At 71.4% G+C, this 25,444-nt stretch carries 23 protein-coding genes; 15 read left to right on the top strand and 8 right to left on the bottom strand.

What is annotated here, in order from left to right:
- The first annotated feature begins 182 nt into the window (after nucleotides 1–182).
- The 3 genes from OG488_RS21145 to OG488_RS21135 are packed head-to-tail and all read left to right on the top strand — an operon-like array spanning nucleotide 183 to nucleotide 3,313.
- Nucleotides 183–989 (top strand): hypothetical protein, encoded by an 807-nt coding sequence (locus OG488_RS21145; protein WP_329231412.1) that lies wholly within the window; start codon nucleotides 183–185, stop codon nucleotides 987–989.
- A 58-nt stretch (nucleotides 990–1,047) separates the two neighbouring features.
- Nucleotides 1,048–2,895, top strand: a complete 1,848-nt coding sequence (locus OG488_RS21140) for a hypothetical protein (protein ID WP_329231411.1) — start codon at nucleotides 1,048–1,050, stop codon at nucleotides 2,893–2,895.
- 13 nt (nucleotides 2,896–2,908) lie between these two features.
- Entirely contained in the window at nucleotides 2,909–3,313 is a 405-nt protein-coding gene (locus OG488_RS21135; protein WP_329231409.1) for a DUF5955 family protein, read from the top strand.
- Between the two features lie 48 nt (nucleotides 3,314–3,361).
- On the opposite strand, the gene OG488_RS21130 is transcribed toward OG488_RS21135, so the two are convergent.
- Entirely contained in the window at nucleotides 3,362–3,967 is a 606-nt protein-coding gene (locus OG488_RS21130) for a Uma2 family endonuclease (RefSeq protein ID WP_329231407.1), read from the bottom strand.
- 234 nt (nucleotides 3,968–4,201) lie between these two features.
- Here OG488_RS21130 and OG488_RS21125 point away from each other — a divergent pair, with 234 nt between their 5' ends.
- Nucleotides 4,202–5,218, top strand: a complete 1,017-nt coding sequence (locus OG488_RS21125; protein WP_329231406.1) for a hypothetical protein — start codon at nucleotides 4,202–4,204, stop codon at nucleotides 5,216–5,218.
- A gap of 15 nt (nucleotides 5,219–5,233) precedes the next feature.
- On the opposite strand, the gene OG488_RS21120 is transcribed toward OG488_RS21125, so the two are convergent.
- Both OG488_RS21120 and OG488_RS21115 read right to left on the bottom strand, forming a co-directional pair.
- The gene (locus OG488_RS21120) at nucleotides 5,234–5,440 is read right to left on the bottom strand and encodes a hypothetical protein (RefSeq protein WP_329231405.1); all 207 of its coding nucleotides are present in this window, start codon (nucleotides 5,438–5,440) and stop codon (nucleotides 5,234–5,236) included.
- 16 nt (nucleotides 5,441–5,456) lie between these two features.
- Entirely contained in the window at nucleotides 5,457–5,657 is a 201-nt protein-coding gene (locus tag OG488_RS21115; protein ID WP_403913350.1) for a hypothetical protein, read from the bottom strand.
- A gap of 156 nt (nucleotides 5,658–5,813) precedes the next feature.
- Between OG488_RS21115 and OG488_RS21110 the strand changes: the two genes are divergently transcribed.
- From OG488_RS21110 to OG488_RS21100, 3 genes are read left to right on the top strand one after another with little or no spacing between them, the layout of a single operon-like run.
- A complete protein-coding gene (locus tag OG488_RS21110) occupies nucleotides 5,814–6,656 on the top strand; it encodes a helix-turn-helix domain-containing protein (RefSeq protein ID WP_329231404.1) in 843 nt (280 codons plus the stop codon).
- Nucleotides 6,637–6,903 carry a DUF397 domain-containing protein gene (locus OG488_RS21105; RefSeq protein WP_329231402.1) on the top strand — a complete coding sequence of 89 codons (267 nt, stop codon included), beginning with the start codon at nucleotides 6,637–6,639 and terminating at the stop codon, nucleotides 6,901–6,903. Before OG488_RS21110 ends, OG488_RS21105 begins: the two co-directional genes overlap by 20 nt.
- 30 nt (nucleotides 6,904–6,933) lie before the next feature.
- The gene (locus OG488_RS21100) at nucleotides 6,934–7,638 is read left to right on the top strand and encodes a haloacid dehalogenase type II (RefSeq protein ID WP_329231400.1); all 705 of its coding nucleotides are present in this window, start codon (nucleotides 6,934–6,936) and stop codon (nucleotides 7,636–7,638) included.
- Between the two features lie 203 nt (nucleotides 7,639–7,841).
- Here OG488_RS21100 and OG488_RS21095 read toward each other — a convergent pair whose 3' ends face one another.
- Nucleotides 7,842–8,795, bottom strand: a complete 954-nt coding sequence (locus tag OG488_RS21095; protein ID WP_329231398.1) for an NAD(P)-dependent alcohol dehydrogenase — start codon at nucleotides 8,793–8,795, stop codon at nucleotides 7,842–7,844.
- Nucleotides 8,796–8,854: 59 nt separating this feature from the next.
- On the opposite strand from OG488_RS21095, the gene OG488_RS21090 reads away from it, so the two are divergent.
- From OG488_RS21090 to OG488_RS21060, 7 genes are all read left to right on the top strand, one after another.
- Nucleotides 8,855–9,508 carry a TetR/AcrR family transcriptional regulator gene (locus tag OG488_RS21090; RefSeq protein ID WP_329231396.1) on the top strand — a complete coding sequence of 218 codons (654 nt, stop codon included), beginning with the start codon at nucleotides 8,855–8,857 and terminating at the stop codon, nucleotides 9,506–9,508.
- Nucleotides 9,509–9,593: 85 nt separating this feature from the next.
- On the top strand, nucleotides 9,594–10,796 hold the full coding sequence (locus OG488_RS21085) for an NAD(P)/FAD-dependent oxidoreductase (RefSeq protein ID WP_329231394.1): 1,203 nt from the start codon (nucleotides 9,594–9,596) through the stop codon (nucleotides 10,794–10,796).
- Nucleotides 10,793–11,707: an RNA polymerase sigma-70 factor gene (locus tag OG488_RS21080; protein WP_329231392.1), complete on the top strand. Its 915-nt coding sequence runs from the start codon at nucleotides 10,793–10,795 to the stop codon at nucleotides 11,705–11,707. The genes OG488_RS21085 and OG488_RS21080 overlap by 4 nt, the downstream gene beginning before the upstream one ends.
- 273 nt (nucleotides 11,708–11,980) lie before the next feature.
- Complete coding sequence (locus OG488_RS21075; protein ID WP_329231390.1) at nucleotides 11,981–12,880, top strand: hypothetical protein; 900 nt, start codon at nucleotides 11,981–11,983, stop codon at nucleotides 12,878–12,880.
- Between the two features lie 79 nt (nucleotides 12,881–12,959).
- Nucleotides 12,960–13,514 carry an ECF RNA polymerase sigma factor SigK gene (gene sigK, locus OG488_RS21070; protein ID WP_329231388.1) on the top strand — a complete coding sequence of 185 codons (555 nt, stop codon included), beginning with the start codon at nucleotides 12,960–12,962 and terminating at the stop codon, nucleotides 13,512–13,514.
- Entirely contained in the window at nucleotides 13,511–14,341 is an 831-nt protein-coding gene (locus OG488_RS21065; RefSeq protein ID WP_329231386.1) for an anti-sigma factor, read from the top strand. The genes sigK and OG488_RS21065 overlap by 4 nt, the downstream gene beginning before the upstream one ends.
- Nucleotides 14,342–14,535: 194 nt before the next feature.
- Nucleotides 14,536–14,970 carry an ATP-binding protein gene (locus tag OG488_RS21060; protein WP_329231384.1) on the top strand — a complete coding sequence of 145 codons (435 nt, stop codon included), beginning with the start codon at nucleotides 14,536–14,538 and terminating at the stop codon, nucleotides 14,968–14,970.
- 70 nt (nucleotides 14,971–15,040) lie between these two features.
- Here the strand turns inward: OG488_RS21060 and OG488_RS21055 are convergent, their stop codons facing one another.
- From OG488_RS21055 to OG488_RS21040, 4 genes are all read right to left on the bottom strand, one after another.
- Nucleotides 15,041–17,632 (bottom strand): glycoside hydrolase family 9 protein, encoded by a 2,592-nt coding sequence (locus tag OG488_RS21055; protein ID WP_329231382.1) that lies wholly within the window; start codon nucleotides 17,630–17,632, stop codon nucleotides 15,041–15,043.
- A gap of 274 nt (nucleotides 17,633–17,906) precedes the next feature.
- Complete coding sequence (locus OG488_RS21050; protein ID WP_329231381.1) at nucleotides 17,907–20,693, bottom strand: glycosyl hydrolase; 2,787 nt, start codon at nucleotides 20,691–20,693, stop codon at nucleotides 17,907–17,909.
- Between the two features lie 271 nt (nucleotides 20,694–20,964).
- Nucleotides 20,965–22,983, bottom strand: coding sequence for a glycosyl hydrolase family 28-related protein (locus tag OG488_RS21045; RefSeq protein ID WP_329231379.1), 2,019 nt, complete (start codon nucleotides 22,981–22,983; stop codon nucleotides 20,965–20,967).
- A gap of 296 nt (nucleotides 22,984–23,279) precedes the next feature.
- A complete protein-coding gene (locus OG488_RS21040; RefSeq protein WP_329231378.1) occupies nucleotides 23,280–24,713 on the bottom strand; it encodes an MFS transporter in 1,434 nt (477 codons plus the stop codon).
- Nucleotides 24,714–24,822: 109 nt separating this feature from the next.
- Here OG488_RS21040 and OG488_RS21035 point away from each other — a divergent pair, with 109 nt between their 5' ends.
- Nucleotides 24,823–25,416, top strand: coding sequence for a TetR/AcrR family transcriptional regulator (locus OG488_RS21035; protein WP_329231376.1), 594 nt, complete (start codon nucleotides 24,823–24,825; stop codon nucleotides 25,414–25,416).
- The last annotated feature ends 28 nt before the right edge of the window (nucleotides 25,417–25,444 follow it).

Raw genomic sequence — 25,444 nt, 5'->3', positions numbered from 1 at the left:
ACAGCGCACCATGATCAGAGGCGGGGCCGGCTCCCATCACGGAGCCGGCCCCGCTGTCATGTGCGCCGAAGGCCACGGTCCGATCGCAGGCAGGGCCGTCTTCGGCCATTTCCCAGCGACCCCATTGGCACCCTCGGTGGCGCATGGGATGGTTGCCCCTCTTGCGGCGGCGGGGGGCGCTCATGAGCGAGAACCGGAGCACGGGACCGATGCGCTGGGACGAGCACGCGCGCGGGGGCGCGGGCGGCTGGGTACGCGCGTCCGACGCCGGTACGGGGCCACCCGGCGGGCCGGGCCCCGATCAGAGCCCCGACCCGGGCAGCAGCCGCCCCACCTGGCCGAAGAAGTACCTCCTGCTGGGGGTGGGCGGTGGGCTGGTGGCCGCCGCCGTGATCCTGGCCGTCGCCCACGTCGTACGTCCCTCCGCCTCCGAGGCCGGCCACACCGCCGCCCCCTCGTCCTCCGGCTCACCGTCACGGGTCGTGCCGGGTTCCACGGCCCCGGAACCTGAGCCGTCGGACCCGCCCACCGCCTCGGCCGACACACAGGCCACGGCTGTCGACGCGCTCCTGGAGCGCAGCGAGTCGGACCGCCAGCAGGTCATCGACGCCGTCAACGCCGTGGAAGCCTGCGCCTCGGACGACTCGGTCGACACCGCCGGGCAGAGCCTGGACGACGCCGCCGTCCGCCGCGAGGCCCTGATCACCGACCTCGCGGCGCTCGACGTGGGCGCGATCCCGTCCGGTTCACTCGCGACGGCCCGTCTGCGCACCGGCTGGCAGCACTCGGCCGACGCCGACAGGGCGTTCGCCGACTGGGCCGACGACGCGCGGGGATGCTCGCCCGGCTCCGTCCCCCGCACCGCCTCGTACCGGAAGGGCGTGCGCAGCAGCGAACTCGCCACCGGCTCCAAGGAAGACTTCCTCACGCTCTGGAAACCGATCGCCGCTGACCACGGGCTGCCGGAGCGCGACACGGCCGAGCTCTGACGTCACCCGCGACCCGCACCTCTCCCTGGCCCTTCGTCCCGTCGGAAAGCCGGCCCCCATGACCGACCCTCAGGGTCCACCGCCTCCACCCGTCCCGGAACCGCGCCGACCGGACCCTCCGCCCTCGGCCCCCGACAGCGTGCTCCGGCAACTGGTCCGTTCCCAGGCCGGGAACCGGCGCGGGAACGCCACCGGCTATCTGCGGGGCGCCGCCCACCTGGACCGCAGGTTCCGAAATGCCGTGATCAAGGAACTCGGCGAGAACCCGCACCGTATCCCCCCTCCTTCGTACGGAATGGATCTGGCGGCGGTCTTCAAGGAGTGCCTGGTCGCGCGCAGAGAAGTGGCGACGCGTGCGGCGATCCTGCTCGCCCTGCCCCTGCTGATGCTCCCCGTCAGTACGGCTGGAGCCCTCGTCCCCCTCCTGCTGGTGCTGTCCGTCCGGGTGGCGAACACACTCGGCAACAGGCTGAAGGCCGCCCGGGAAGAACGGGAGCGCTCGGACGGCGACCGCAGGCCCGGTCCCGGGCGGGGAGCGGTCACACTCCTGCTGCTGTTCTTCCTCGTCTGGGCCCTGTGGAACGCGATCAACCTCTCCGGGACCGCACTGCACCAGCAGTCCGGTGACGTCGACGTCGGGAGCAGGCATCTCCTCACCGCCCTGCTGGTACTCGTCGGCTGGATCGCCGTCGCCTCCGTGTACCGGTACCGCACGGAGCACCACCTCTACTTCCTGGCCATCGGCCGCGCCCAGGTGCACCCCGATCCTCCGGCGGCCGAGGCCCGTCTCGAGGAGATCCGCCGGCAACAGGCCGACCCCGACGTCGTCTACAGCGACTACGCCCCGTTCGTCGGCGCGGGGATCGAGCTGGACCACTGGTCGTTCGCCATCGAGCTCGTGCCGGACCCGGACAGGAAGAGCAGCGCCGTAGCCGAGCGCCGGGCAGCCTTCAACGTGCCCGAGGTCCATGCGCGGATACGGCGCGACCTGCTCCGGTTCGGCGAGGGCGACGCCTATCCGGGCGACAGGCTGCGCGGGCTCCAGGTGGACGACTCCGTCATGAAGAGCGGCAAACGCCTGGGGCCCGCGTCGGAATGGAGTGTCACGGGCAGTGACAGCCAGTTCCAGGAGAAGGCCGACGAAGCCAGTGCGGAGGCCGCCCGGATGCTCCGTACCCAGCAGGACGGACGGGCCCCCGAGACGTGGTGGGCCGACAGCCTCGACATGTTCGCCGAGGAGCGGCTGCGCCACTATCTGACCGTGCGGGTCGGCAGTTGGGACGACGAGGTGGTACTCACCGTCTTCAGCCGCGTGCAGATGCAGGGGGGCCTGCTGTTCCTGGAGTCCCGGGCCTTCCTGCTCCCACCGATAGCTCAGGCCTATCACCTCATCGACGACATACTGCCCCCGAAGAACACCCGGGACTGGGCCGAGCTGGTCGGTGCGGCGCTCGCATCGGCGGTCTCCCTGGTCGCGGACGCCCCCGGCGACCTCGCCGCCCCCTCGCGCACGAAGACGCTCACCGCGCGCTCCAAGCAGTGGTACGAGCGCATGTGCAGGACCGACCGCCCGGTCGACCACGGCCCGGCGTACTCGATCCGGGAGATCGCGGCGGAGCCCCGGTTCCAGCAGCTCTTCCAGGAGATGGACGTCCGGCGCTTCCTGAAGAGCATCCAGACCAGGACGGTGACCGCGGTGCGCAACAGCCTCAGCGACGCGGGATACCGCACGAGTGAGTACGACGCCCGCACCACGGTCCTCTTCGACCGCTCCGTGCACGTCAACGGCACGGTCCACGGCAATGTCCAGACGGGTGACCACGCCCGGGCGAGCCACCGGACCGTCACCACACCGCAACCGCACGTCGGCCCACCCGGCGGCGGTACCACCACCGGTTCCAGCTGAAGGAGTCGACACCATGACGAGCACACCGCCGGGAGACGGACGCGGAATCCACGTGAGCGGCCACGCCACGTTCACCGGGAACGCCCAGACCGGCGACCACAGCAGCGCGGAGTTCGTCGGCAACGCCCCGGGAGCCGGTCCGGAAGGTGACTCGGACGACGTCCTGCGCCTGCGGGAAGCCGTCGACGCGCTGCGCGTACGCCTCCGCGCCCTGGACCCGGCCGAGCTGCCCTCCGCCGAGGGATCGGCTGCGGAATCGGCCCTGGCCGAGGTGGAGGACGCACTCCCACAGCCGGACGAGGCAGGGCGGGGCCGCGTGCGGAACGCGGTCTTCACCCTCACCGGCGCGCTCGCCTCGGTCGCTTCGCTCTCCGAGTCGATCAGGGCGCTGCGCGAGGCGGCGGCCCCCTGGTTCTGAACGGCCCGGGCCGGCCCCGCCGTCCGGACACGCGATGCGCGGCGGGGCTCAGACCGGGAAGTCGGCGGTGAGCAGGGTGACGTCGAAGGGGTCGGGCAGCGGGAGCGGCTTCCCGAAGGGCACGGCCTCGCTGTGCTTGTACGTCCCGTCCTCGTTGGGCTCGGTGAACAGCGTCGCCATCGCCCCACGGGTGTCGAACCTGTCCAGCAGCAGGTACATGGGGACCCCGGCGCGGGCGTAGGCACGGTACTTCTTCGTCCTGTCCTCGCGGGCGTTGCCCTGAGAGGTGATCTCGACGATCAGAAGCCCCTCGGACGCGTCCAGAGGGTCGCTTCTCTCCGGGTCGGCGGCGGCGATCAGCTCTCTCGGCATCACGACGAGGTCCGGTACGTACAGCTTGTCGAGAGGCGCGACGTGCACACCGAGCGTCTGGTAGATCCCCAGCTCATCGGGGAGGCCCCTGTAAAGAACGCGCTGCACCATTTCGGCGATGCCGTTGTGGTGCGCGTGAGGCGGCGGTACCAAGACGATCTGCCCTTCGTCGATCTCGGCGCGCCACCCCTCGGGCACGTCCAGTTCCTGCCAGGTGCGCAGCAGGTAGTCCCACGGGCGGCCTTCAGAGCCCTGATCGCTTTCGACCATCGCGGCGGTCATCGCAGGTCCCTCCTCCTGTGGCCGTACGTGGGAGCGTAGATCGACGTGTTCGCGGCGGTCCGCCGCTCTCATCAGCGTCCCACGAACGTGTGACGCTCGCAGCGACCTCGCCGCAGGTGTCCCTCGCGCTCGTCCTGGCCGAGGAACCAACCGCCCGTTCTCCCGCATCCCTCTTCCAAGACGTTGATCTTCGATCACGGAGAAGCGCCCCCTGGACGGAGAGAGGCGGTAGACATGACGAACGGCCAGGCGGGTGGTGGCAGCGCACACCGAACGGCTCCGGGCGAGGAGCGGCAGGCGGAGGAGGAGCACGGCTCGCCACGCGGCATCGCCCGCACGGCGCTCGACGTCGTGCGCCGTGACGGGCGCCGCCTCTACGGCCGGGCGGCCCTCGTCACCGGTCCGGTAGCCCTGGGCGGTCTGCTGCTGACCGCCGTGGGCTTCCTCGCCGCCTGGCCCGAGTTCACCGAGATACGCCTCGGCGCGGAGCGGGCACGTATCGACGAGGACTCCTACGCCCCCGACGGCAGCCGCGTGAACACCATGTGGCTCGTCCTCCTCGCCTGCCTGCCGTTCCTGATCCTGCTGCTGCACCTGGGGTGCGCCGCCATCCAGACCGCGGCCACCCGCGCGGCCGGCGAGGGGCGTGGCCGCTTCCGTGCGGTCCTCGGCGTGTACGCGCTGCGCGGCGTGTGCGTGTGGGCTCCGGTGGTGCTCGGAATCCTGGTGGAGGAGTACTTCACGACCACCACGTTCAGGGAGTACACCGCGATCGTCCCGAAGTGGGAGCACCCCCACCTGTTCGAGGTGCTGCGCTACGGTCCGCCCCTGCTGGGCACGGCGAGCGCGCTGCTCCTGCGGCTCGGCTGGACCCTGGCCCCGGCCGTCGCCGCGGCGGAGGGCCTCGGGCCCCGAGCCGCGATGCGCCGCTCCTGGTCGCTCGTGTGGGGCCGGCCCTCCGCCTGGTTCCGGACCGTGGCCGTCGCGCTCCCTCTGGGCGGTCTCACCGTGGTCACGTACGTCCTGCTCCACGTCGCCGCACGGTCCCTGCGCCCCGGCACGGTCCGCGTCTTCCTGGAGTGGGGCCCGGACAACACCTACGCCGCGTATGTCGCCGGGGTCCTCGCCCCGATCGCGGTCGCCCTGCTGCTCACCGGCGCCCTGGCCCTTCCACCGGCGCACGCCACCCTCGCGGTACTCCGGCAGCGGCTCGTCCAGGCCCGGGAGCGCCGGGCGGCACCCCGGCCGTGATGCCCCGGGGCGGCCTCACGGCAGCCGCCCCTCCCGGTTGATCTCCCGCACCCGGGCCCGGAGCACGAGCCCCGGCGGGGCCGGCCGGACGGCCTCCGGCGGGCAGTCCCACTCGGCCCCGCCACCCGGCGGACGCAGTTGTACGTACGGGCCGACTCGGCCCATCACCCGGCCCACCCGGCCGTCCCGCACGTCCATCGCGAACGTTCCGGGCTCCGGCATACACGGCTCCAGTCCTTCAACTGTCATGAGCTGCCTTCGCTTCGAGCAGCGCGCTCAGCCGCAGTGCCGTCTCGATCGAGCACCGGCCGAGGTCGACGAGCGGCATGGGCTCGTTCCTCGCGCACGACACCGGGTCGACCCGCAGCGACGGCAGCTTCACGCCGACCCCCGCGAACCCGGCCCGCAGCCGCGCCACCGCGTCCTCCGCAGCCCGCACTCTGTCCGCTGCCTCATTGCGCCGTTCCGTAGCCGTCATCATGATCTTCCCCATTTCCACGCTGAGTAGTGGCTATGCCTACTCAGCGTGGCCAATTCGTCGCTACCGTGGAAGAGGCGCAGTTCCAACACCCGCACATGTCCACTGGGAGTCGCCTTGCCCGGACCGAAGAAGCTCGACCCTTCCTCCTCACCCCGCGCCCTCCTCGGCGCGGAACTCCGCCACCGGAGAGAGGCCGCGGGCCTGTCGCAGGAGGACCTGGGGGCCCCGCTGTTCGTCAGCGGCTCCTTCATCGGCCAACTGGAGGCGGGCACGAGGCGCATGCAGCTCGACCAGGCCCAGAAGTTGGACGAGGTGCTGGGCACGGACGGGTTCTTCGTGAGGAACTGTGCGGCGCAGAAGCAGTCGAAGTATCCGGACCACTTCGCAGAGGCGGCGGAGGCGGAGGCCGTCGCGCAGACGATCAAGGAGTATTCGCCGCTCCTCATCCCGGGGCTTCTGCAGTCGGAGGCGTACGCACGGGCAGTCTTCCTGGCGGGCAGGCCCACCGCTCCCGAAGCCACGATTGATGAACTTGTCACGGCCAGGATCGAGCGGGCCAGCCTTCTGACCCATCCAACAACCCCCATGGTTTGGATGGTTCTGGATGAGGCGGTGATCCGACGGAGAGTCGGTGGAGCGGCCGTCATGTCCGAGGCACTGCGTCGCCTGACTCAACTCAGCCGACAGCGAAGAGTCATCATCCAGATCCTGCCGTACAGCGCGGGCGGGCACGCAGCGATGGGTGGTCCGCTCAAACTCATGGCGTTCCCGGACGCTCCTCCTCTCGCCTACCTGGACGGATTGGGTTCGGGCCAACTACTTGACGATCCAGCAGCGGTTCGCTCATACGAACTGACCTACGATTTGCTGGTGGCCAGCGCATTGGCACCCGATGTGTCCCTGGCCTTGATCGAGTCGGTTGCGGAGGATTACGCCCATGAAGATCAGCAGCTCTGACTACGACCTCGCTGCGGCGACCTGGCACAAGTCCACCTACAGCGATGCCAGTGGCGGCAACTGCCTGGAGGTCGCCACCTGGCGCAAGTCGACGTACAGCGGCGGCGATGGGGGCAACTGCCTAGAAGTCGCCGACAACCTCCCCGATGTCGTCCCCGTCCGCGACTCCAAGGTCACCGACGGCCCGGCGCTCGTGTTCCGGACCGGTGCCTGGGCGGCCTTCATCGCGGACCTCAAGCACGCGTAGCCGATCCGTCGCCGCAGGAGGTCCCACCGCATGCCCGAATTACAGATCGACGCCCTGGTCTTCGACGTGCTGGGCACACTCGTCGACGAACCCACCGGGATCCGCGCCGGAATCCGGGAGCTCGCCCCCACACTCGACGAGCCCACCACGGAGCAGCTCCTGACGCTGTGGCAGGAGCACATCGACAGCGCATCGCGTCGCGTGCTCGACGGCAGCCGGCCCTACGCCACCAGCGAGGACCTGGACCGGGAGGCCGCCCGGATCGTCGCCGAGGCGGCCGGTGCCGAGGACCCCGCTGCCGTGGCGGCGCTGGCCCTGGCGGGCCGTCGCCTGCCGCCGTGGCCCGACACCGTCGCGGGGCTCGCCCTGCTCGCCGAGCGCTTCCCGCTGATCGGCCTGTCCAACGCGAGCCGGAGTGCGCTGCTGGGGCTCAACGCCCGCGCCGGGCTGCGCTGGCACCAGGTGCTGTCGGCCGAGGAGGCCCGGACCTACAAGCCGGATCCTGCGGTCTACCGGCTGGCCGTGACCGCCTCCGGGGCGCCGCCGGAGCGGCTGCTGATGGTGGCCGCCCACGCCTGGGACCTGCGAGGTGCGCAGGCGATCGGGCTGCGCACCGCCTACGTCGCCCGCCCCGTGGGTGATCCGCCCGCACCCTCTGACCGGTTCGACCTGTATGCCGACGACCTGACCGACCTGGCCGGACAGCTCGCCGGGGCCTGGAACCTGCCCGGCTGAGCGTCACACCTCCCGTCCCGATGACAAGAGCTGTGTTGAACAGGAGCCATGGCCACATCCCCGGCACGCGACGAAGGCCCGGTCCGTCCGGTGTCCGTCTCGCTCCATGAGGGCACCATTGCCGCGCTCAAAGCGCGCACCGGCAAGCGAGGCATGTCGGCCCTGTCATGTCCGGCGCGGTCTGAGCAAGCGGGGCTCCCGGCTCACACCACCTGGATCACGTGCTTCCCCCGCACCCCGCCCGCCTCCAGCGCACGGTGCGCGGTGGCGATGTCGGCCAGGGGGTGGACCGTGTCCACCACCGGGCGGATCGCGCCGGTCTCGACGTAGCGGGTCAGCTCGGCCAGCAGATCGTGCTGCGGGTTGCCGCTGAAGAACCGGACCCGTCCCCGGCCGTGGACGGTCGAGGCCAGCAGGTAGCCGAGGCTCGCGGCGATGTGGTCGATGTCGAAGGCGATCGAGACCATGCGCCCGCCGGGTGCCAGGAGCTTCCGGAAGGCCCGGTGCTCGGTGCCGACGGTGTCCAGGATGACGTCGAAGCGGTCGAGGTCGGACGGGCCGGTTGTGGTGTAGCTGTGGGCCTCGTCGGCGCCCAACTCCCGCACGAAGTCGAGGTTCTTCGTGCCGGCGAGGGCCGTGACGTGGGCGCCCAGGGCCTTGCCGAGCTGGACCGCGATGCTGCCGACGCCCCCGCTGGCGCCGCGCACGAGCAGGCGTTCGCCCGCCTCGATCCGCGCCTTGGCCTTCAGGGCGGTGAGGGCCGTCGTGCCGACCGGCAGGGAGGCGGCTTCGACGAGGCCGATGTTCTCGGGGGCGTACGAGAGGTTCCGGGGGCGGACCGCCACGTATTCGGCCGCGCTCCCGAAGGTGCGGGGCAGGACGCCCCACACCCGGTCGCCCGGCTTGAGCCCCGTGATCGCGGGGTCCACCTCGGCGACCTCCCCGGCGAAGTCGAGCCCCGTGCGGAGCGGGAACTTCCGGCCGGTCACCAGGCGGACGCGGCCGGCCCGCCCGTACAGCTCACCGCCGTTGACGCTCGCCGCGTGGACACGGACCAGCACCTGGCCCTGCTGGAGCGCCGGGATGGGGACCCTGCCGACGTAGAGCACCTCCGGGGGGCCGTAACGGTCGTAGAGCGCTGCGCGCATGTCGTTCATGTCTGCCAGGCTAGGCGGGTAAACGGATGCACCCCTCCACTTGGCTCGAAGTGAGAAACATGCCTGATCAGACGTCTCACAAACCGTCCCGTGACGGCCTGCGGGCCGACGCGCGGGAGAACAGGGAGCGGATTCTCGACGCCGCCCGGGAGGCGTTCGCCGCGCAGGGCATCGACGTCCCCATGGCGGCGATCGCCCGGCGTGCGAAGGTCGGGGTCGCCACGCTCTACCGGCGGTTCCCGACGCGCGCCGCGCTGGTGTCCGAGGCGTTCTCCGAGCAGCTCACCCACTGTGTCGCCGTCCTGGACGAGGGCCTCGCGGACCCGGACCCGTGGCGCGGCTTCTGCTCGGTCATCGAGAAGGTCTGCATGATGCAGGCGAGGGAGCGGGGGTTCACCCAGGCGTTCCTCTCCCAGTTCCCCGACCACGCCGCCTTCACCGAGGAGCGCGCCCGTGCGGAGGAGGGGCTGGCCCTGCTGGTCCGGAGGGCCAAGGAGAGCGGGCGGCTGCGTCCGGACTTCGACGTACAGGACATCACGCTGCTGATGCTGGCCAACTGCGGCGCCACCGCCGGGGCGGGCGAGGACGCGCCCGCCGCGTCCCGGCGCCTGGTCGCCTACCTCCTCCAGTCCTTCCGCGCCGGGGATGCGGCCCCACTGCCGCCTCCCGCACCCCTGGGGCTCGACCGGATCCCCACCCAGCTCCACCTGTGACGCAGGTCACTTCTGGTCATGTCACAGATCGCCGGAGAACTTCCGTCTCGTGGGTGTCATCAGGAAGCGGAAGAAGGCGGAAGCGATGAACACACGTGAGACCGACGGAACGTCCACCCACCACGTCGTCGTCCTCGGCGCCGGGTACGCGGGCATGGCGGCGGCCGTCCAGCTGGCAGCCAGGCCCGGGCGGCGGAAGGGCCTGACCGTGACCCTCGTGAACGCCCAGGACAGCTTTACCGAGCGGCTCCGGCTGCACATGACGGCGACGGGGCAGGAGCCCGCCGAGCTGAGCATCCCGGAGGTGCTGGAGGGCACGGGCGCCCGGTTCGTGCGCGGCTGGGTGACGGCGGTGGACGCGGACACGAGGACCGTGCGGATCGACGACGAGCGGGTCCTGCACTACGACACGCTGGTGTACGGGCTGGGCGGCGTGGCCGACACGGCGGCGGTGCCGGGTGCCGAGGACCACGCGTACACGCTCAGCGGCCCCGAGGAGGCGCGGTCGATGGCCGACCGGCTGGCCCGGCTCGGGAGCGGCACGGTGGTCGTCGTGGGCAGCGGCCTGACGGGGGTCGAGTCGGCCGCCGAGATCGCCGAACGGCACCCGCAGTTGGACGTCGTCCTGGTGGGGCGCCAGGAACCAGGCGCGTCGATGAATCCGAAGGCCCAAGCCCATCTGCGGTCCGCGCTCGACCGGCTGGGCGTGCGGGTGCGCGGCGGGGAGCAGGTGGTGAAGGTGCTGCCCGGCTCCGTCGAGCTGGCGGGCGGGGAGAGCGTCGCCGCCGAGGTCGTCCTGTGGACGGGCGGGACCCGGGTGTCACCGCTGGCGGCCGAGGCCGGTCTGCGGGTGGACGAGCGCGGCCGCATCCTCACCGACACCGCGCTGCGGTCCGAGTCGCACCCGGACGTGTACGCCGTGGGCGACGCGGCGGCAGTCCGCCAGGGCTACGGCGTCCTGCACGGCACCTGCCAGAGCGGGATGCCGACCGGGGTGCACGCGGCGGTGTCGATCGTCCGCACACTGCGGGGCAGGCAGCCCAAGCCCTTCCGCTTCGGCTACTACCACACACCCGTGAGCCTGGGCAGGAACGATGCGGTCGTGCAGTTCACCCGGCCCGACGACAGCCCCCGGCGCATCTGCCTGACAGGGCGCGCGGCGGCCAGATATAAGGAAGCCGTGAGCGCCTCCCCCTGGCCGACCTACGGCCGTATGAAGAAGATGCCCGCCTCGGGGGCGTTCTGGCCCCGCGGCGGACGCTTCACCCGGCTCCGGGCGGCGCGATGACCGGGGCGGACGCCGACCAGCAGGTGTTCCAGCAGTACCGCGGCCTGCTCATCTCCGTGGCCTACCGTCTGCTCGGCACCGCCGCCGATGCCGAGGACGCGGTGCAGGACGCCTGGATCAAATGGTCCGCCGCCGACCGTTCACAGGTGACCGACCCCAAGGCGTACCTGGTGCGGATCGTGTCGAACCTGGCGATGGACCGCCTCCGGTCGACCCGCCACCAACGTGAGGTCTATGTGGGGCCGTGGCTCCCCGAGCCCATCCTCACCGGCGGGGACGCCGCCGAGACGGTGCTGGAGGCGGAGTCCGTGTCGATGGCGCTGCTGGTGGTGCTGGAGACACTGAGCCCGCTGGAACGCGCCGTGTTCGTGCTGAAGGAGGCCTTCGGGTTCAGCCACGCCGAGATCGCGGAGGCGGTGGAACGCTCCGAGGCGGCCGTGCGGCAGGCAGCGCACCGCGCCCGCGAGCACGTGCGCGCCCGGCGGCCACGCTTCACGGCGGACCGTACGCACCGACGCGAGGCGACGGAACGGTTCTTCACGGCAGCGGCCGGCGGCGACATGAACTCCCTGATGGAGCTGCTGTCACCGGACGTCACCCTGTGGACCGACGGCGGCGGCAAGGTCCGCCAGGCCCTGCGCCCGGTCGTGGGCGCCACCACGGTGGCCTCCTGGTTCGCAGCCATGGGGACGGTCCCCTACCAGGGCGTCGAACCGGCCGACATGCGCGCCGAGATGGCCGAGATCAACGGCGGGCCGGGGATGGTCCTCAGCGCGCCGGACCGCGTGCTCGCCACGGTCACCCTCGACTTCGACGCCGAGGGACGGATCTCCGCCATCCACAACGTCGCCAACCCCGACAAGCTGGGAGCCGTCGGCACGCGGACGCCGCACTCGGTCCGCACCCACTGAGCACGCGCTGAGCACGGCGGAGGGCTCATCGGCAAAGCCCCCGGGGCTCAAGTCCTGGAGTCCGAGCGCTCTTTCAGAGGAATGGGAGGAGGGCCTTTTCCCACCCACCCACCCTCCCCGAGGCCGCCCTCACCTCGAAGAGTTCACTTTTCGTGACCGACTTGCCACGCATCGTGGCGACGCTCTAGCGTGCGGACTGACACAGAACGACCCCCGTCGGTGCGGGAACACCGGACAGGGGTCTGACCACTCAGATCGAGACAGGCGAACCAAATGGCTGTCACTCAGCTTAATGCCGTCCCCTACGCCCCGCAGGTAGCCCCGCACCCCATGGCGAACCCCGGTTACGGCAAGCGCTCCGCGCCGGACCAACGCCCCCGCGAAGAGCGCGACTTCGCGCACCTGCCGCCGCGCGAGGCCGCCATCGCGGCGTACGTCGACCGGCTCCCCGACGGCTCCGACATCTCCGTGAAGACGCTCGCCAAGGTCCTCCCGTACGGGCAGTGCGCCCTGCGGACCGCGCTCAACAAGCTCCAGGCAGCCGGACATCTGCGCCGGGGCAGCGAGTGTGTCGCCACCGACGAGGTCATGCTCTGGGTGACGCGGACGTTCTTCTCCCGGACCGCGCGCGACGACGACTGGTGGGCGGCGTTCATCCGGGGCGACGCCCCACGCGAGGCGCCCCGGAAGCCGACCCGCTCCCGGGCCTTCGTCCTGCTGGCGGCCCTGGGCCGCACGGCACCGGCGCTGAGCCTCTCGGCGGCGGAGTGCGCCGCCCTGGAACCGCAGGCGAGCGAGTGGTTCGAGCGGGGCGCCACGGAGGCGGAGCTGCTGCACGCCCTCACGCAGGGGCTGCCGGTGCCGGTCCACCACGCGCCCTCGCTCGTCCGCAGGCGGCTGGCCGACAAGCTGCCGCCCCACCGGCCCGCACCGGAGCGACGGGCGGTGCTGCTCGCCCTGGAATGCGGCGAGTGCCGTGCGCCGGGCAGCCCCGAAGCGCTGACGGACGGACTGTGCGCGACCTGCCGGGGCGAGGCCTCCCCCGCACCCGGGGGACCGCCCGGCGCCGTACCCACCGACGGGGTGCGGGAACGGATCGCGCAGGTCAGGGCGGGCCTCGTCCCCCGGACCGAGCGGACCGTCCGGGCGCGGAGGATGACTCCCACCGCCTGAACACCCCGTACTCGCCGGTACTGACTGTTCGGGTGCGCACAAGAGGCCCGGCCCGTGGTCCGGTGCCTATATTCGGCGGGTGGCCACCGCTCCTGACTTGGATCAGCTCATGGTCTCGGCCGCCAAGGGCGACCGGGAAGCCTTCGCCGGGGTCTACGACGTGACCGCGGGCCCCGTCATGGGGCTGGTGCGCCGGATCCTGCGCGACTCCGCCCAGTCGGAGGAGGTCACCCAGGAGGTGCTGCTGGAGGTGTGGCGCACGTCCGGGCGGTTCAGGCCCGACCGAGGCAGCGCGATGACGTGGATCATGACCCTCGCCCACCGTCGCGCCGTCGACCGGGTGCGGGCGGCGCAGGCGAGCCAGGACCGCGAGCAGAGGGCGGCCAGACTCAGCGAGGACACCCCCTTCGACGACGTGACCGAGCAGGTGGAGACCCACATGGAGTGGCAGCGGGTGCGCAGCTGCGTGCGCGGGCTCACCGACATCCAGCGCGAGGCCGTCGTCCTCGCCTACTACGGGGGACACACCTACAAGGAGATCGCCCACTCCTTGTCCCTGCCGCTGGGGACCGTCAAGACCCGCCTGCGGGACGGCCTCATCCGGCTCCGCCGCTGCCTGGGAGCGAAGGCGTGAGCGCCGCGGACCCGCACGAGTCCTCGGGCGCCTACGTCCTGCACGCCCTGCCCGACGGGGAGCGCCGGGCCTTCGAGGCGCACCTCGCGGAGTGCGGACAGTGCCAGGAGGAAGTGGCCGAGCTGCGGGCCACGACGGCGCTCCTGGGACAGCTGACCGCCGAGCACCCGCCGGAGTCCCTGCGGGACCAGGTCCTGCGCAAGGTGGCCGACACACCGCAGGAGCCCCGTCCGCACGCGCAGGAGGCCCAACCGCACACGCAGGAGGCCCGTCCGCACCCGACCGCGAAGGTGCCCGGGCGGCGCCGACCCGCACGGTCCCTGATCCTGGCACTCGCCGCTTCGGTGGCCGTCGCCCTCGTCTGCCTGGGCCTCGCCGGATGGCAGCACCAGGAGGCCTCGGACGCCAAGGACCACGCCGACCGGGTGGAGGCGCAGGCCCACGAGGTGCAGGCGCAGGCCCATCAGGTGGAGGCGGAGCAGAAGAACGTGACGAAGGTGCTCACGGCGTCCGACGTCCGTCTGCAGACCCAGGTGCTCAGCGATGGCGCCACGGCGTCCGTCACCTTCTCCCGGAGCGAGGGCTCGGCGACGCTCGCCGTCTCCGGCCTTCCCGCACTCCCCGCAGGACGGACGTACGCGGCGTGGTTCATGGAGGACGGGACGCCCGTGCCGGCCGGACTGCTCAGCGGGGACCCGGGGCGGCAGGTGACGCTGCTGGAAGGGACGCTGGACGACGCCACGGCGGTCGCCCTGTCCGTGGAGCCCGACGGTGGCTCCCCGCAGCCCACCACCGTCCCTCTCGGCGCGGTCCCGCTGACGGCCTGACCCGACGACGCCGTGCACATCTCTCCGTTTTCTTGCGATTCACCCCAAACCTTCCGCCCGGTGTCTCCGAATCCCTTGTGCAAGGCCGTTCACACCATCGGAACCACATACGGCAGCCCCGGTGACCCCGGGCCACTCCACCCCCCACCCTGCGGCGCTCACCAGCGGCGCCGCGTCCTCCTCGGGACGACGCCATGACCACCATGACCGCACCACCGCCCCCGTCCACCAGGCCGCCCCTCACGGCGGGAAGGCTCACGATCTCCCTGCCGTCCGGGCCGCAGGCGCCCTCGCAGGCCCGCCACGCCACGGCCGGATTCCTCCACCGGTCATGGCCCTCACTCACCCAGGACCGCTGCGACGACTTCCTGCTGATCGTCTCCGAACTGGTCACGAACGCCGTCCGGCACGCACCCGGGCCCAGCACCCTGACGCTGACGACCACCACCGGAGCCCTGGACATCGCCGTGACCGACTGCTCGTGCGTGCGGCCGGCCCCCCGGACACCGGACCTGAGCGACGGGACCGGCGGCATGGGCCTGCACATCGCCGAGGACCTGGGAGCCCGGATCTTCACCGAGGCGCTGTCGGACGGGAAGTGCGTGCACGCCGCCTTCGCCACAGCGTGACCCACGGGCTCGCGCCCGGTACCCCTTGGCGGGGTGCCGGGCGCGAGCTCGTGCGAGGTGTGTGCCGGGATCAGCCCGAGGCGCAGGCCCTGCCGTTCAGCTTGAAGGACCCCGGGTCGGGCGCGGGGCCCGTGGCCGCGAGGTTGAAGCCGAAGTCGACCGCCGCACCCGGTGCCAGGGTCCGGTTCCACGACAGCGGCTTGGCACTGACCGTGCGGCCGGCCTGGGCGAACTCCGCACTCCAGGTGTGGCTCAGCCGCTGGTCACCGGGGAGCAGCCAGGTGAGCGACCACGGCGAGACCGGCTCCGAGCCGGTGTTCTCGACGCGGACGGTCACGGTCGAGCCGCTGTTCCACGGGTGTGAGGAGTACGCGACCCGGCAGGTGCGGGCCGGGGCCGCCGTCCCGCCCTCGCCCGCGTCGTCCAGGTAGGAGGCGATGAAGGCCAGCGGCGCGTTCCAGTTGATGGTGATCTCGTTCGTCGACCAGGACCCGATGTCGTCGATGTAGCACATGGCCGGGGCGCAGCCGCTCAGCTTCTCCGCCGCCACCGGGTCGCCGGAGGCGATCGCGGTGAGGTTGGGCCCGCCCGCGAGCGAGCCGGGTGCCGGGTTCGGCAGGGCGGGGTCGTTCTGGTGCGCCCAGAAGCGGTGGTGCTGGTTGTGGGAGTTCCGCTCGCCGTAGCCGGTGACGTACGACTGGTTGAGGGCGTTGCGGCCGAGCAGGTAGTCGGCGCCGCGCAGCACGGCGTCCTGGTAGGCCGCGTCGCCGGTCAGGTCGTGGGCCGTGGCCAGGACCACCATGTTGTTGAGGACCTGGCTGTTGGAGCCCCAGACGTAGTCCTCGCCGGTCGGCGCGTACGGAAGCCCGTACACCTGCGCACGGGACTGTGCGGCGTAGCGGTCGGCGCCCCCGGTCACCACGGAGCGCACCTCGGCCAGCTGGCCGGCGGTCAGGGCGCTGGGCACGGTGGCCAGGGTGAGCGCGCCGAGTCCGGCGGTGGAGCCCCAGGAGATGCCGCCGCCCGCCGGGAAGATCTTGTTGACGTCACCGTGCAGGGCGGAGGAGAGCACCGCCTGGCGGTAGGCGTCCTTGCCCGTCGTGGTGAACAGCTCGGCGGCGGCCCAGTAGAACTCGTCCGAGACGTCGTTGTCGCTGTACGCGCCGCCGCCGGTGCCGTCGGCCGGGTCGGCGAGCACATCAGGGTGCTGCTTCGCCGCGGCCCAGGCGGTCTCGCCGGCCCGCAGGCAGCGGTCCGCGAAGGCCTTGTCGAAGGGCGCGTAGAGCCGGGCGCACTGGGCGGCCGCGGCGGCGAGATTCAGCGTGGCGGCGGTCGACGGCGGGTGCAACTCCCGCTGCTGGGGGTCGAGGTGGGGCTTCATCGGCAGCCCGGTCCACTCCGCGTCGTGCATCTTGTGGTGCGCCATCCCCGCCAGCGGCTTCCCGGCCGGGACCTGCATCTTGATCAGGAAGTCCATCTCCCAGCGCGCCTCGTCCAGGATGTCCGGCACCCCGTTGTCGCGCTCGGGCACCCGCAGCTCGCCGTCGCCGAGCTCGGCCGACTCGGCGTCCGGGGCCGTCAGGGTGCGCTCGTACGTGGACATCAACTGGGCGACCGAGATGCCGCCGTTGACGACGTACTTGCCGTGGTCGCCCGCGTCGTACCAGCCGCCCGACACGTCGAGCCGGTAGTCGCAGACCCCCGGCTGACAGGGGACGTCCGTGTCGCCCTTGTTGGGCGCCACACCCGCGTGGCCGGCCGGGCGCGCGTACTCCTCGCCGACGAGGTCCGCCTCGATCGGGGTGCCGCTGCGGTTGTGGTAGAAGTACGCCAGCGCGTCGGAACGCAGGCCGTCGTACAGGTCGCCGCGGATCGAGAACGGCTCGCTCACCTCGCCGTCGACCTCCACGGTGTAGCCGTCGCCCGCCGTGGTGAGGCCGCCGAAGTCGAAGGTGTGGACCCGCTGGCGCGAGCTGGGGTCCTCGCCCTTCGGAACGGTCGTGCCGGTCGCGGCCGTCGACCCGTCCTCGGCCTTCACCGTCCACGTCAGCGGCGCTTCGGCGTCGGTGACCACCGTGCCGCTCTTGGGGCCGCGCGGCAGGTAGCCGACCTGATTGACGCGTACGGGCGACCCGGTGTCCGGTACGTACACGGGCGGTTCGGCCCCTCCGCGCAGCGACACGTCGTCCAGACAGAAGGTCGTCGCCCGCTCACCGCCGCCGATCTGGAGCTGCATGGACGCGGCGGGCTGGTCCACCGACGCTGTGAACGTCCGCGTCACCCGCGTGGCCTCCGTGCCCACCGGGTCCGCGGTGGAGAGCACCGTCGTGTACGGGGCAGCCGCTTCCTGGACCCGGGTCTGGACGGTCAGAGGCACGGTCGAACTGGCCGTGTAGGACAGCTCGTAGCTCTCGCCCGCGACGATCGGGATGTCGTTCTGGCCGACGATGGCGTCCCAGGCGTTGGCCGTACCGGCGGGCACCTCGGCGCACAGCCGGCCGTCCGGGGCGGCCGGCGACAGGTTCGCCGTCCACCACCAGGGGGCGGTACCGGCGGCGAAGTCGCCGTTGGAGATCTGCTCGGGGCCGGGTTCGGCGTCGTCGGCCAGCGCCGTACCGGGCGCGGCCAGCGCCGCCGCGAACAGTAAGACGGCGGCTGACATCCCGAACGCGCGCCGCCCGTGCCGGGGGCGGACGCGCGGGGGCCGTGCGGGGAGTGGTGAGGCATTCACCGGGAGGGCCTTTCGTCGACGGAGGCGGTGAGGAGCGCGGCTTCCGCTGATGGGAGCGCTCCCATCAGCAGTGTGAAGGGTGGAGCGCATGTTCCGCCAGGGTCATGACAGAGATCGATGGACGGCGGGAGCCGTGGTGAGAAACGTCCGGGCCGGACCGGGGCCGCGGGGACTCCGCGACCCGGCCCGACCCGGACGGAAGGGCCTAGACGAACGGGATCTTCACGACCGCCGCGTCCGTGCCGGTCTGCACCTGGGACGTACCGTTGCCCAGCGCGTTCCAGATCTCCAGGCGGACCGTCCCCGCCTTGAGGTTGCCCAGGCTGCCGGTCACCGCCGCGGTGCCCACCGCCTGGGTGTACTCCTCCCACCCCGTGACCGGGTCGGTCGCGAAGTAGCGGTAGGTCTCCGTCCGGTCGAAGGTGCCGTCGCCGGTGAGGTCGTAACTGACCCTGACCTGCGGGGCGAGCCCGACCTTCGTACCCGCGTCGACCCGCAGGCGGAACGCGGAGGACACACCCGCCGCGAGCGTCCCGTCGACCTTCCTGACCTCGTAGACCGTCGGCTTGTACGGCGTACCGTCCCGGTTGACGCCGTCCGCCGAGGCCAGCGTGTCCGCTCCCGCCGCGCCGTCCGTGGCGGTCGTGAGGGTGCCGCCGGACTTCAGCCGGAAGGTGTTGCCGGTGGACGGACCGGGCTCCTCGGGATCCGGGTCCGGGTCGCCACCGCCGGCGCCCGTGCCGGTGGCCGTGGAACGGGCCGGGACGGAGAGCGTCTTGCCGTCGGAGAAGGTGACGGTGCGGGCGGTGGAGTCGTAGTTGTGAGCGGCGTAGGTACGGACGCCGTTCTTGGCGAAGACGGCGGACGTCGGGATGTTCCCGCTCACCGTCAGATCGGGTGCGCCCAGGCTGTCGAGCGTGGTGATCCAGTGGTACGTGTGCGCCTTGGACTCACCCTGCTCCGGGGAGTAACCCCCGTTGCCCGCGTCCCACTTGGCCTTGGCCGCAGCCGGATCGGCCAGCGACTCGAACTCCCACAGGAGGTCGCGCCACTCGACGGCCGGGCCGCCGTTCTCCCGCTCCATCTCGGCGATGTTCCGCTTGATGGCGGCCTTCTCACGGGCCAGGTGCAGGGACCCACCCGTGACGGGGAGGACGTTGATGCCGTGGATCTCCTCCGGGTTCGCGGTCCACCAGGTGGAGTACGCGCCGCCGCTGCCCCACACCATGCCGACCGTGTCGTGCCCGAAGGTGCCCGGGAAGACCTGCTGGCCGGCGTCGAACCAGTACTGCGTGATCGCTTCCGACTCGGTGGTCAGCAGGTAGCTGCCGAGGTCGCGCAGCCCGGTGTCGCCCGTCGCCGCGCCCCACAGGACGAGTCCCGCGCTGAGGTTGATGGACTCCGACGACGACTCCTGGTTGTTGCCCGCCGCGAAGCCCTGGTGCCCGGAGGCCCAGCTGTGGCCCGCGTACACGTCGAAGCCCCGCAGGAACGGGTACGCGGAGTCGGTGCGGCTCGGGTTGGCGGTGTCCCGCACCAGGGTCTTGACCATGGTGCCCCAGGCGGAGTCGGCTGCCCACGCCTGGTCGTACTGGGCGATCACCGCCGCCGCGTAGACGTAGTAGCTGTAGTGGAAGTGGTGGTCGTTGAGCTCGGTGTCACTGCCGTACGAGGCCGGGTATCCGGTCAGCGTCTTCCAGCTCTTGTCGTAGCTGAACTCACTGGCCCCGCCCGCCGTGAACCACTCCTGGAGGCGGCCCTTCATCAGGCCGAGGAGCTTGTCCCGGATGCCCGTCTGGCCGATCTGGTCGGCCACGGGCACCAGCTGGGCGAGGCGGCCGAGCGCCTTGCCGGTCCAGTAGGTGTCGGCCGCCCCGGAGAACGGGTCGGAGGCGTTCGCCACCTCGTTCAGGTAACCGGTCAGCCGCGCCTTGTCGACCCCGCCGGACGCGGGCAGGGCGGGCAGCACGCCCTGGTTCTTCTGGCTGGTGGTGAAGGAGGCGGACTCCCGGACCTTCATGGTGCCGCGCGGGGAGACGTACGTGTACGGCGTGAGCGCGTCGGAGGTGTGCAGCCACTGGTGGCGGTACAGCGCCTGGAGTGTGCCGCGCTCGGTGCCCTCCTTGGCCTCCGTGGTCAGGCTGTAGGTCGCCCTGACCGTGCCACCGGTCGACTCCCAGGCCACCTTGGAGCCGGTGACGAAGCTGAAGGCGTACTTCCGGTAGGTCGCGAGCGCGTCCGTGGACGGCAGCACGGCGAGCGAGAAGTAGTCCTTGCCGCCGAGCCCGGCGGTGATCGCCGTGCCGGAGACGTTCCAGTCGCTGCCGGTCGGGGCGAAGAGGGCGTAGTGGTGACCGGCGACCGTGATGCCGAGGACGTTGCCGTTGTCCGCGAAGACGGTGGGGGTGCCGGCCGTGGTGATGCGGGCGTCACCGCCGGAGCCCTTGGCGTACACGAAGGGCATGCCGTGGCCGATGGTCGTGCGCAGGGTGCGGGTGCCGTCCGACCAGTAGGGGGTGACCGTCCAGTCGGACCAGTCGTCGGCCCTGGTGTCCGGGGAGTTCAGACCGTTGAGGCCGACGGTGAGGTCCGCCTTGTGCGCGTACTCGTACTGGCGGCCTCCCCCGACGATCGCGGGCGTGGTCGGGTAGCCGACCTCCAGTCCGCCGGAGGTCGCCTGATAGGTCAGCGGGTGCCCGTACATCGGGGTGGAGTACGGGTTGTCGCCGTAGCGCTGGTAGGCGAGGGAGGACCACCAGTCGTTGGTCGGGACCGGCTTGTCCCTGGCCGCCGCCGTGAGCTTGGGCGTGACCGGGGCACCGGTGTTGGTGGTGGGCCCGGAGGTACCGGCGGGGCGGCTGTCGGTGTAGCTGCCGGAACCCGCGGGGATGGTGGCGGCCGCCGCCGGGGACGCGGCAGGGCCCAGACCCACAGCGGCCAGGGCGATGGCCAGGACCGTCGCCGCTGCTGGTCTGGAGAGGGAGGCTTGCATGGGGCAGCACCTCGTCAGGGGGGGTGGGGAGGGGAGCTTGAGAGCGCTCTCAGGTGCCAAGGAACGTAAAACTTTTGAAACTCTAGGTCAATAGACCTGACACATAAGGGAGTTGGGAGTAACGCATCGTTGCCATGCATTCGAGTCTTGACGAGAAAACGCACCGGGGAAGAGGCTCAGGGCACAGAGGGTGGCCTCGCGCCGGAAGGGCCGGTACGGCGCGTCTCCCGCGCCGTACCGGCCCTTCACACATGCCGGACGTCCGGCGTCGTCACCACGCTCCCGGGGCGGGCGGCGCGACCACCGGCGGCCGGTCGTCGCAGGTGATCGTGTTCGGCAGCAGCCACGGCGCCAGCCAGTCGCCCGTCGTGCCACCGCCGTCGTTGCCGCCGCGGTCGACCAGGGTGAACTCCGAACCGGCGGGGGTGAAGTGGAAGGACCCGCAGTTGTTGACCCCCACGGCCCCCACGTTGCGCGCGTCGACGTTCTCGAAGGTCGCCGACCCCGCCGCACGCGCGCTCACCACCGAGGTGCCCGTGCCGTCCACCTTGACGTCCTTGAAGTGCACGCCCTGGATCTTGTACGTGTCCTTCACCGGCCAGTCGGTGACCAGCATGATCGCGTTGTAGGTGTTGTCGAGGAAGTGGTTCCCCGTCACCCGTATGTCGGCGTCGATGTCCCGGTCCAGGGCGAAGAACCAGATGGCTCCGAGCCCGATGTTCCAGTTCAGTTCGTACGTCCCGGCCCGGACCGTGGTGTTGTCGCTCAGGTCGAGCCGCCCCCGGAACGCCTCGGCGCCGAAGCGGGCGCCGACGTGCAGCGCGCTCCCCTCACGTACGGGATCGGCAACGAGGTTGCCGGACACGGTGTTGTCCGTACCGCCGTAGACCGCGATGCCGTTGGCGAGGACCGGGCTCTGCACGGTGTTGCGGGCGAAGGTGTTGCCCGCGTTGGCCCGCTTCTCGGACCACATCGCGAGGCCGTCGTCACCCGAGTTGCGGACGAAGGCGTGCGAGACCTCCGAATCCGTCACCCCTCCGTGGAAGTTGATGGCGTCGGCGATCTGGTCGACGATGACGTTGCCCGTGATCCTCAGGTTCGACATCGGGCCGTCGAACCACATGCCGACCTTGGTGTGGCGGATGTGCAGGCCCTCGATCGAGGAGTCGCTCATCGCCCCGCCGACGCCGTTCACCTGGTCGGTGTCGATCCGCTCCCGGACGTCCCCCTCGATGGCGAAGCCCGACAGGTGGACGTCGCGGCTGCCGCCGTCGGCCGCGTCCTTGCCGTAGAAGCCGACGCCCGTGTGGACCGAGCCGTCGGCGGCCGGGGCGTCGAGCGCGACCTGGCGGCCCTTGAACGTCGTGTACCAGCTGCCGGCGCCCCTGATCGTGACGTCGTCGACGACGATGTGCCGGTTGACCTGGTAGGTGCCCGGCGGGACGTACACCGGCAGGTTCTTGCGCTTGGCGAAGGCGATCGCCCGGTCCAGGGCGCCCGCGGAATCCCTGCGCCCCGACGGATCGGCCCCGAAGAGCAGCGCGTTCGCGGCCCGGAGCTCGACGTGGGGCAGGCCCACGAGCTCCGAGTCGAGCACATCGATGACCGTCCACGCGGCACGGCTCCCGGCGGGGACGGTCAGGCGGACGGTGTCACCCGCCCGGTACCTCTTGCCCAGCAGCAGGCGCTGCTCGTCGTAGAAGTGGTTCGGCCGGAAGGGCTTGGAGATCACCGGGGCGGGCGTCGTCGCGTTCGGGACGCACGCGCACTCGGTGATCCACCAGCCGGGCTGGAGCAGATCGGCGCCGGGGTCGTTGGTGAACGGGTACTGGTTGTACAGCCAGGAGTACTGCGAGGTCAGCGTCATCGTCGAGCGCTGCGCGCCGTTGACGGCGACGTCGAGCGGGGCGGTGATGCCGCCGCCTCCGGGAGCGTCCGGGATGCTGTAGCGCACGGTGATCGCGTTCGCGGCCTCCGGCAGGGTGAACTCGACGTGCTCGCCGGGCACCAGGCGGACCGCCTTACGGCCGGACGCCTCGGCGGGGAGGGTGTAGGCGGTGCGGTCGGGTCCGATGACCGTGCCGTTCGTCGCGGCGTTCTCCGCCTCCTGCTCGGCGAAGGGGACGTCGGCGCCGCGACCGGCCACCAGGGCGGGAGCGAGGCCCGCGCGCGTCACCGTCGGCGCGGACGACTGTTTCCCCTCCGCGCCCTGGGCGGCGGGAGCGCCGGTCAGCGCCCCCAGTCCGACGACGGCGGCCGTCAGCGCGGCGACCGTGATGTGACGTGACATCGCATGCCCGTTTCTCTCGGAGGTGAGGCGACGTTAGGGCGCGCGGAATCACCACCACAAGAGGCGTGCGAGAAGATTTCTCCTCACTGCTGAGTACATGCAAAAAACCGTCATACTTTTGCGTGTGGCTCTCTAGCGGGGAACGACTGCTCCCCTTGGAGGGAACCGGCCCTGGGGACCAGCGGTACAGCCGTCGGCGCCAAGCCTTGATCACGGCTGTCCGCTGCGGATCTCGGCGTTCGACCGGGCCGGGGTGGCGCCGGTCCGCAGTCGCCGGGCCGGGTGCGTCCGAGCGTTCAGTGGCCGGGTGCCGGGCTGTCGGCGGGTGCGGTCCTGGGCAGGAGGCCGAGGAAGGGCAGGCAGACGACGGTGACGGCCATGACGGTGACGAGGGCGAGGGTCATGGCATGGCCGGGGGCGCCGCCGTGGAGGTAGACGGTGGTGACGGTGGCGGAGCCCAGCGCGGTGGCGAGTTGCTGGACGGCGGTGAGGGTGCCGCTCGCACTGCCTGCTTCGGCGGGGTCGATGTCGCCGATCGTGATGTCGAAGAGGGTGCCGAAGCAGGCACCCATGCCGATGCCGGCCAGGACGCCGGCGGGTGCCAGGGCGAGCAGGGTGACGTCGGTGCCGCTGGTGACCACCAGGGCCAGGAGCCAGCCGGCGCCGGCGAGGGTGACCAGCATGCCCGCGAGGATGAGGAGGCGGCCCAGCCTCTTGGCCAGGGCCATGCCCGCGCCGGCGCCGGCGATGATGCCGAGGGTCAGCGGAAGCATGCCCACGGCCGCGCTGCCGGGGCCGGCACCCAGGGCCTGCTGGATGAACAGGGAGAGGACGAAGGCCAGTCCGTTGGTGACGGCGAAGAACATCAGCCCGACCAACAGCCCCGAGGTGAAGCCCTTGTTGCGGAACAGCGAGGGCTCGATGAGCGGCGCGGCGGCGGTCCGCTGACGGCGCGCGAACAGCAGCAGGAACACCACGCCGAGGACCAGGGCCGCGAGGGAGAGGATGCTCCAGTCGGACTCGGAGCCCTCGATCAACCCGAACATCGTCCCGAACATGGCCAGGGCGAGGATGCCGGCGCCGGCCCCGTCCACGGTGACGGCCGGGTCGGCGTTGTCGCGGGGCAGGATCCGGGCGGCCAGGACGACGCCGACGGTACCCAGGAGCAGGTTGACCAGGAAGATCGGCCGCCAGGACAGCCCGGCGAAGTCGGCGTCGATGACGAACCCGGCCAGAACCGGGCCACCGATCGTGGCGATGCCCAGCAGCGGACCGAACAGGTTGAACGACGTACGTCGCATGTCGGGCGTGAAGTGGCGGGTGATGATCGCCATGCCCTGGGGGATGAGGAGCGCACCGAAGGCGCCCTGCAGGATCCGGGCGGAGATCATCACGCCGGATCCTCCGGCCAGCCCACAGGCCGCCGAGGCGAGGGTGAAGCCGCTCATGCCGATCAGGAAGAGGCGGCGCTGTCCGTAGCGGTCGCCGAGGCGTCCGCCGATGACGAGCAGGACGCCCATGGCCAGGGCGTAGGACGCTCCGAGCCATTTGATCAGGCCGTCGCCGCCGCCGACGTCGCCCACGATCGTGGGCGCCGCGATGTTGGTGACGGTCGCGTCGATCATGTCGAGCGCGTCGGCGAGCAGGACCAGGAGCAGGACGGCCCACATCGCGAGCTTGCCCAGCCGTGCCGCTCCCGTCGGAGGCCCGGTTTCCGTGGTGATGGTCATGACGACTCCAAGACTGAACAGTATGGGATTTACGACTCAGACTGAAACACAACTATGGCCAAAACTGCAATGAGTAGGGTTTTGAAGTACGTGGTGCTATCTTTCCGTCATGGCGACCACTGGAGCCGCGCCCGGCAGGCGCGAACGCAAGAAGGCGGCAACCCGCAAGGCCCTGGCCGACGCGGCCCTGGAGCTCTTCCTGGAGCACGGCTACGAGAAGGTGACGATCGCCCAGATCGCCGAGGCCGCGGACACCGCGACCACGACCCTGTTCGCGCACTTCCCGGCGGGCAAGGAAGCCCTGATCCTCGACGACAGCGGGGAGCGGGAGGCATCCCTGGTCGACGCGGTCCGCAACCGGCCCGAAGGCAGCTCGCCCCTGGACGCCCTGCACGCCTTCTTCGCCGGCCGTGCCCCCTTCGCCGACGAACGCGACCTGCCCGAGCGCTACCGGCGCGCGGCAGAACTGATCATGGACACTCCCGCGCTGTGGCCCTACGCACGTCAGGTCTGGGTGGCCTGTCAGGAGCCGCTCGCCCGCCTGCTCGCGGAGGCCGCCGGCCGGAGCGAGCCCGACGAATCCCACCGCCTCCTGGCCCGCTACGTGCTGGAGACCCCCGACCTGGCATCGAGCCGCCCCGACCGCAAGGCCGCCCTCGCCGAGGCGTTCCGCCGCCTCCACATGGGCTGGCCCGAACTCTGACACCGCCCCCGCCGCCGCCTGCGGACCC

The sequence above is a fragment of the Streptomyces sp. NBC_01460 genome, from assembly GCF_036227405.1.
Taxonomy (GTDB): Bacteria; Actinomycetota; Actinomycetes; order Streptomycetales; family Streptomycetaceae; genus Streptomyces.
The sequence above is the reverse complement of the archived record's forward strand: the minus strand, read 5'-3'. Positions and strand labels throughout refer to the sequence as shown.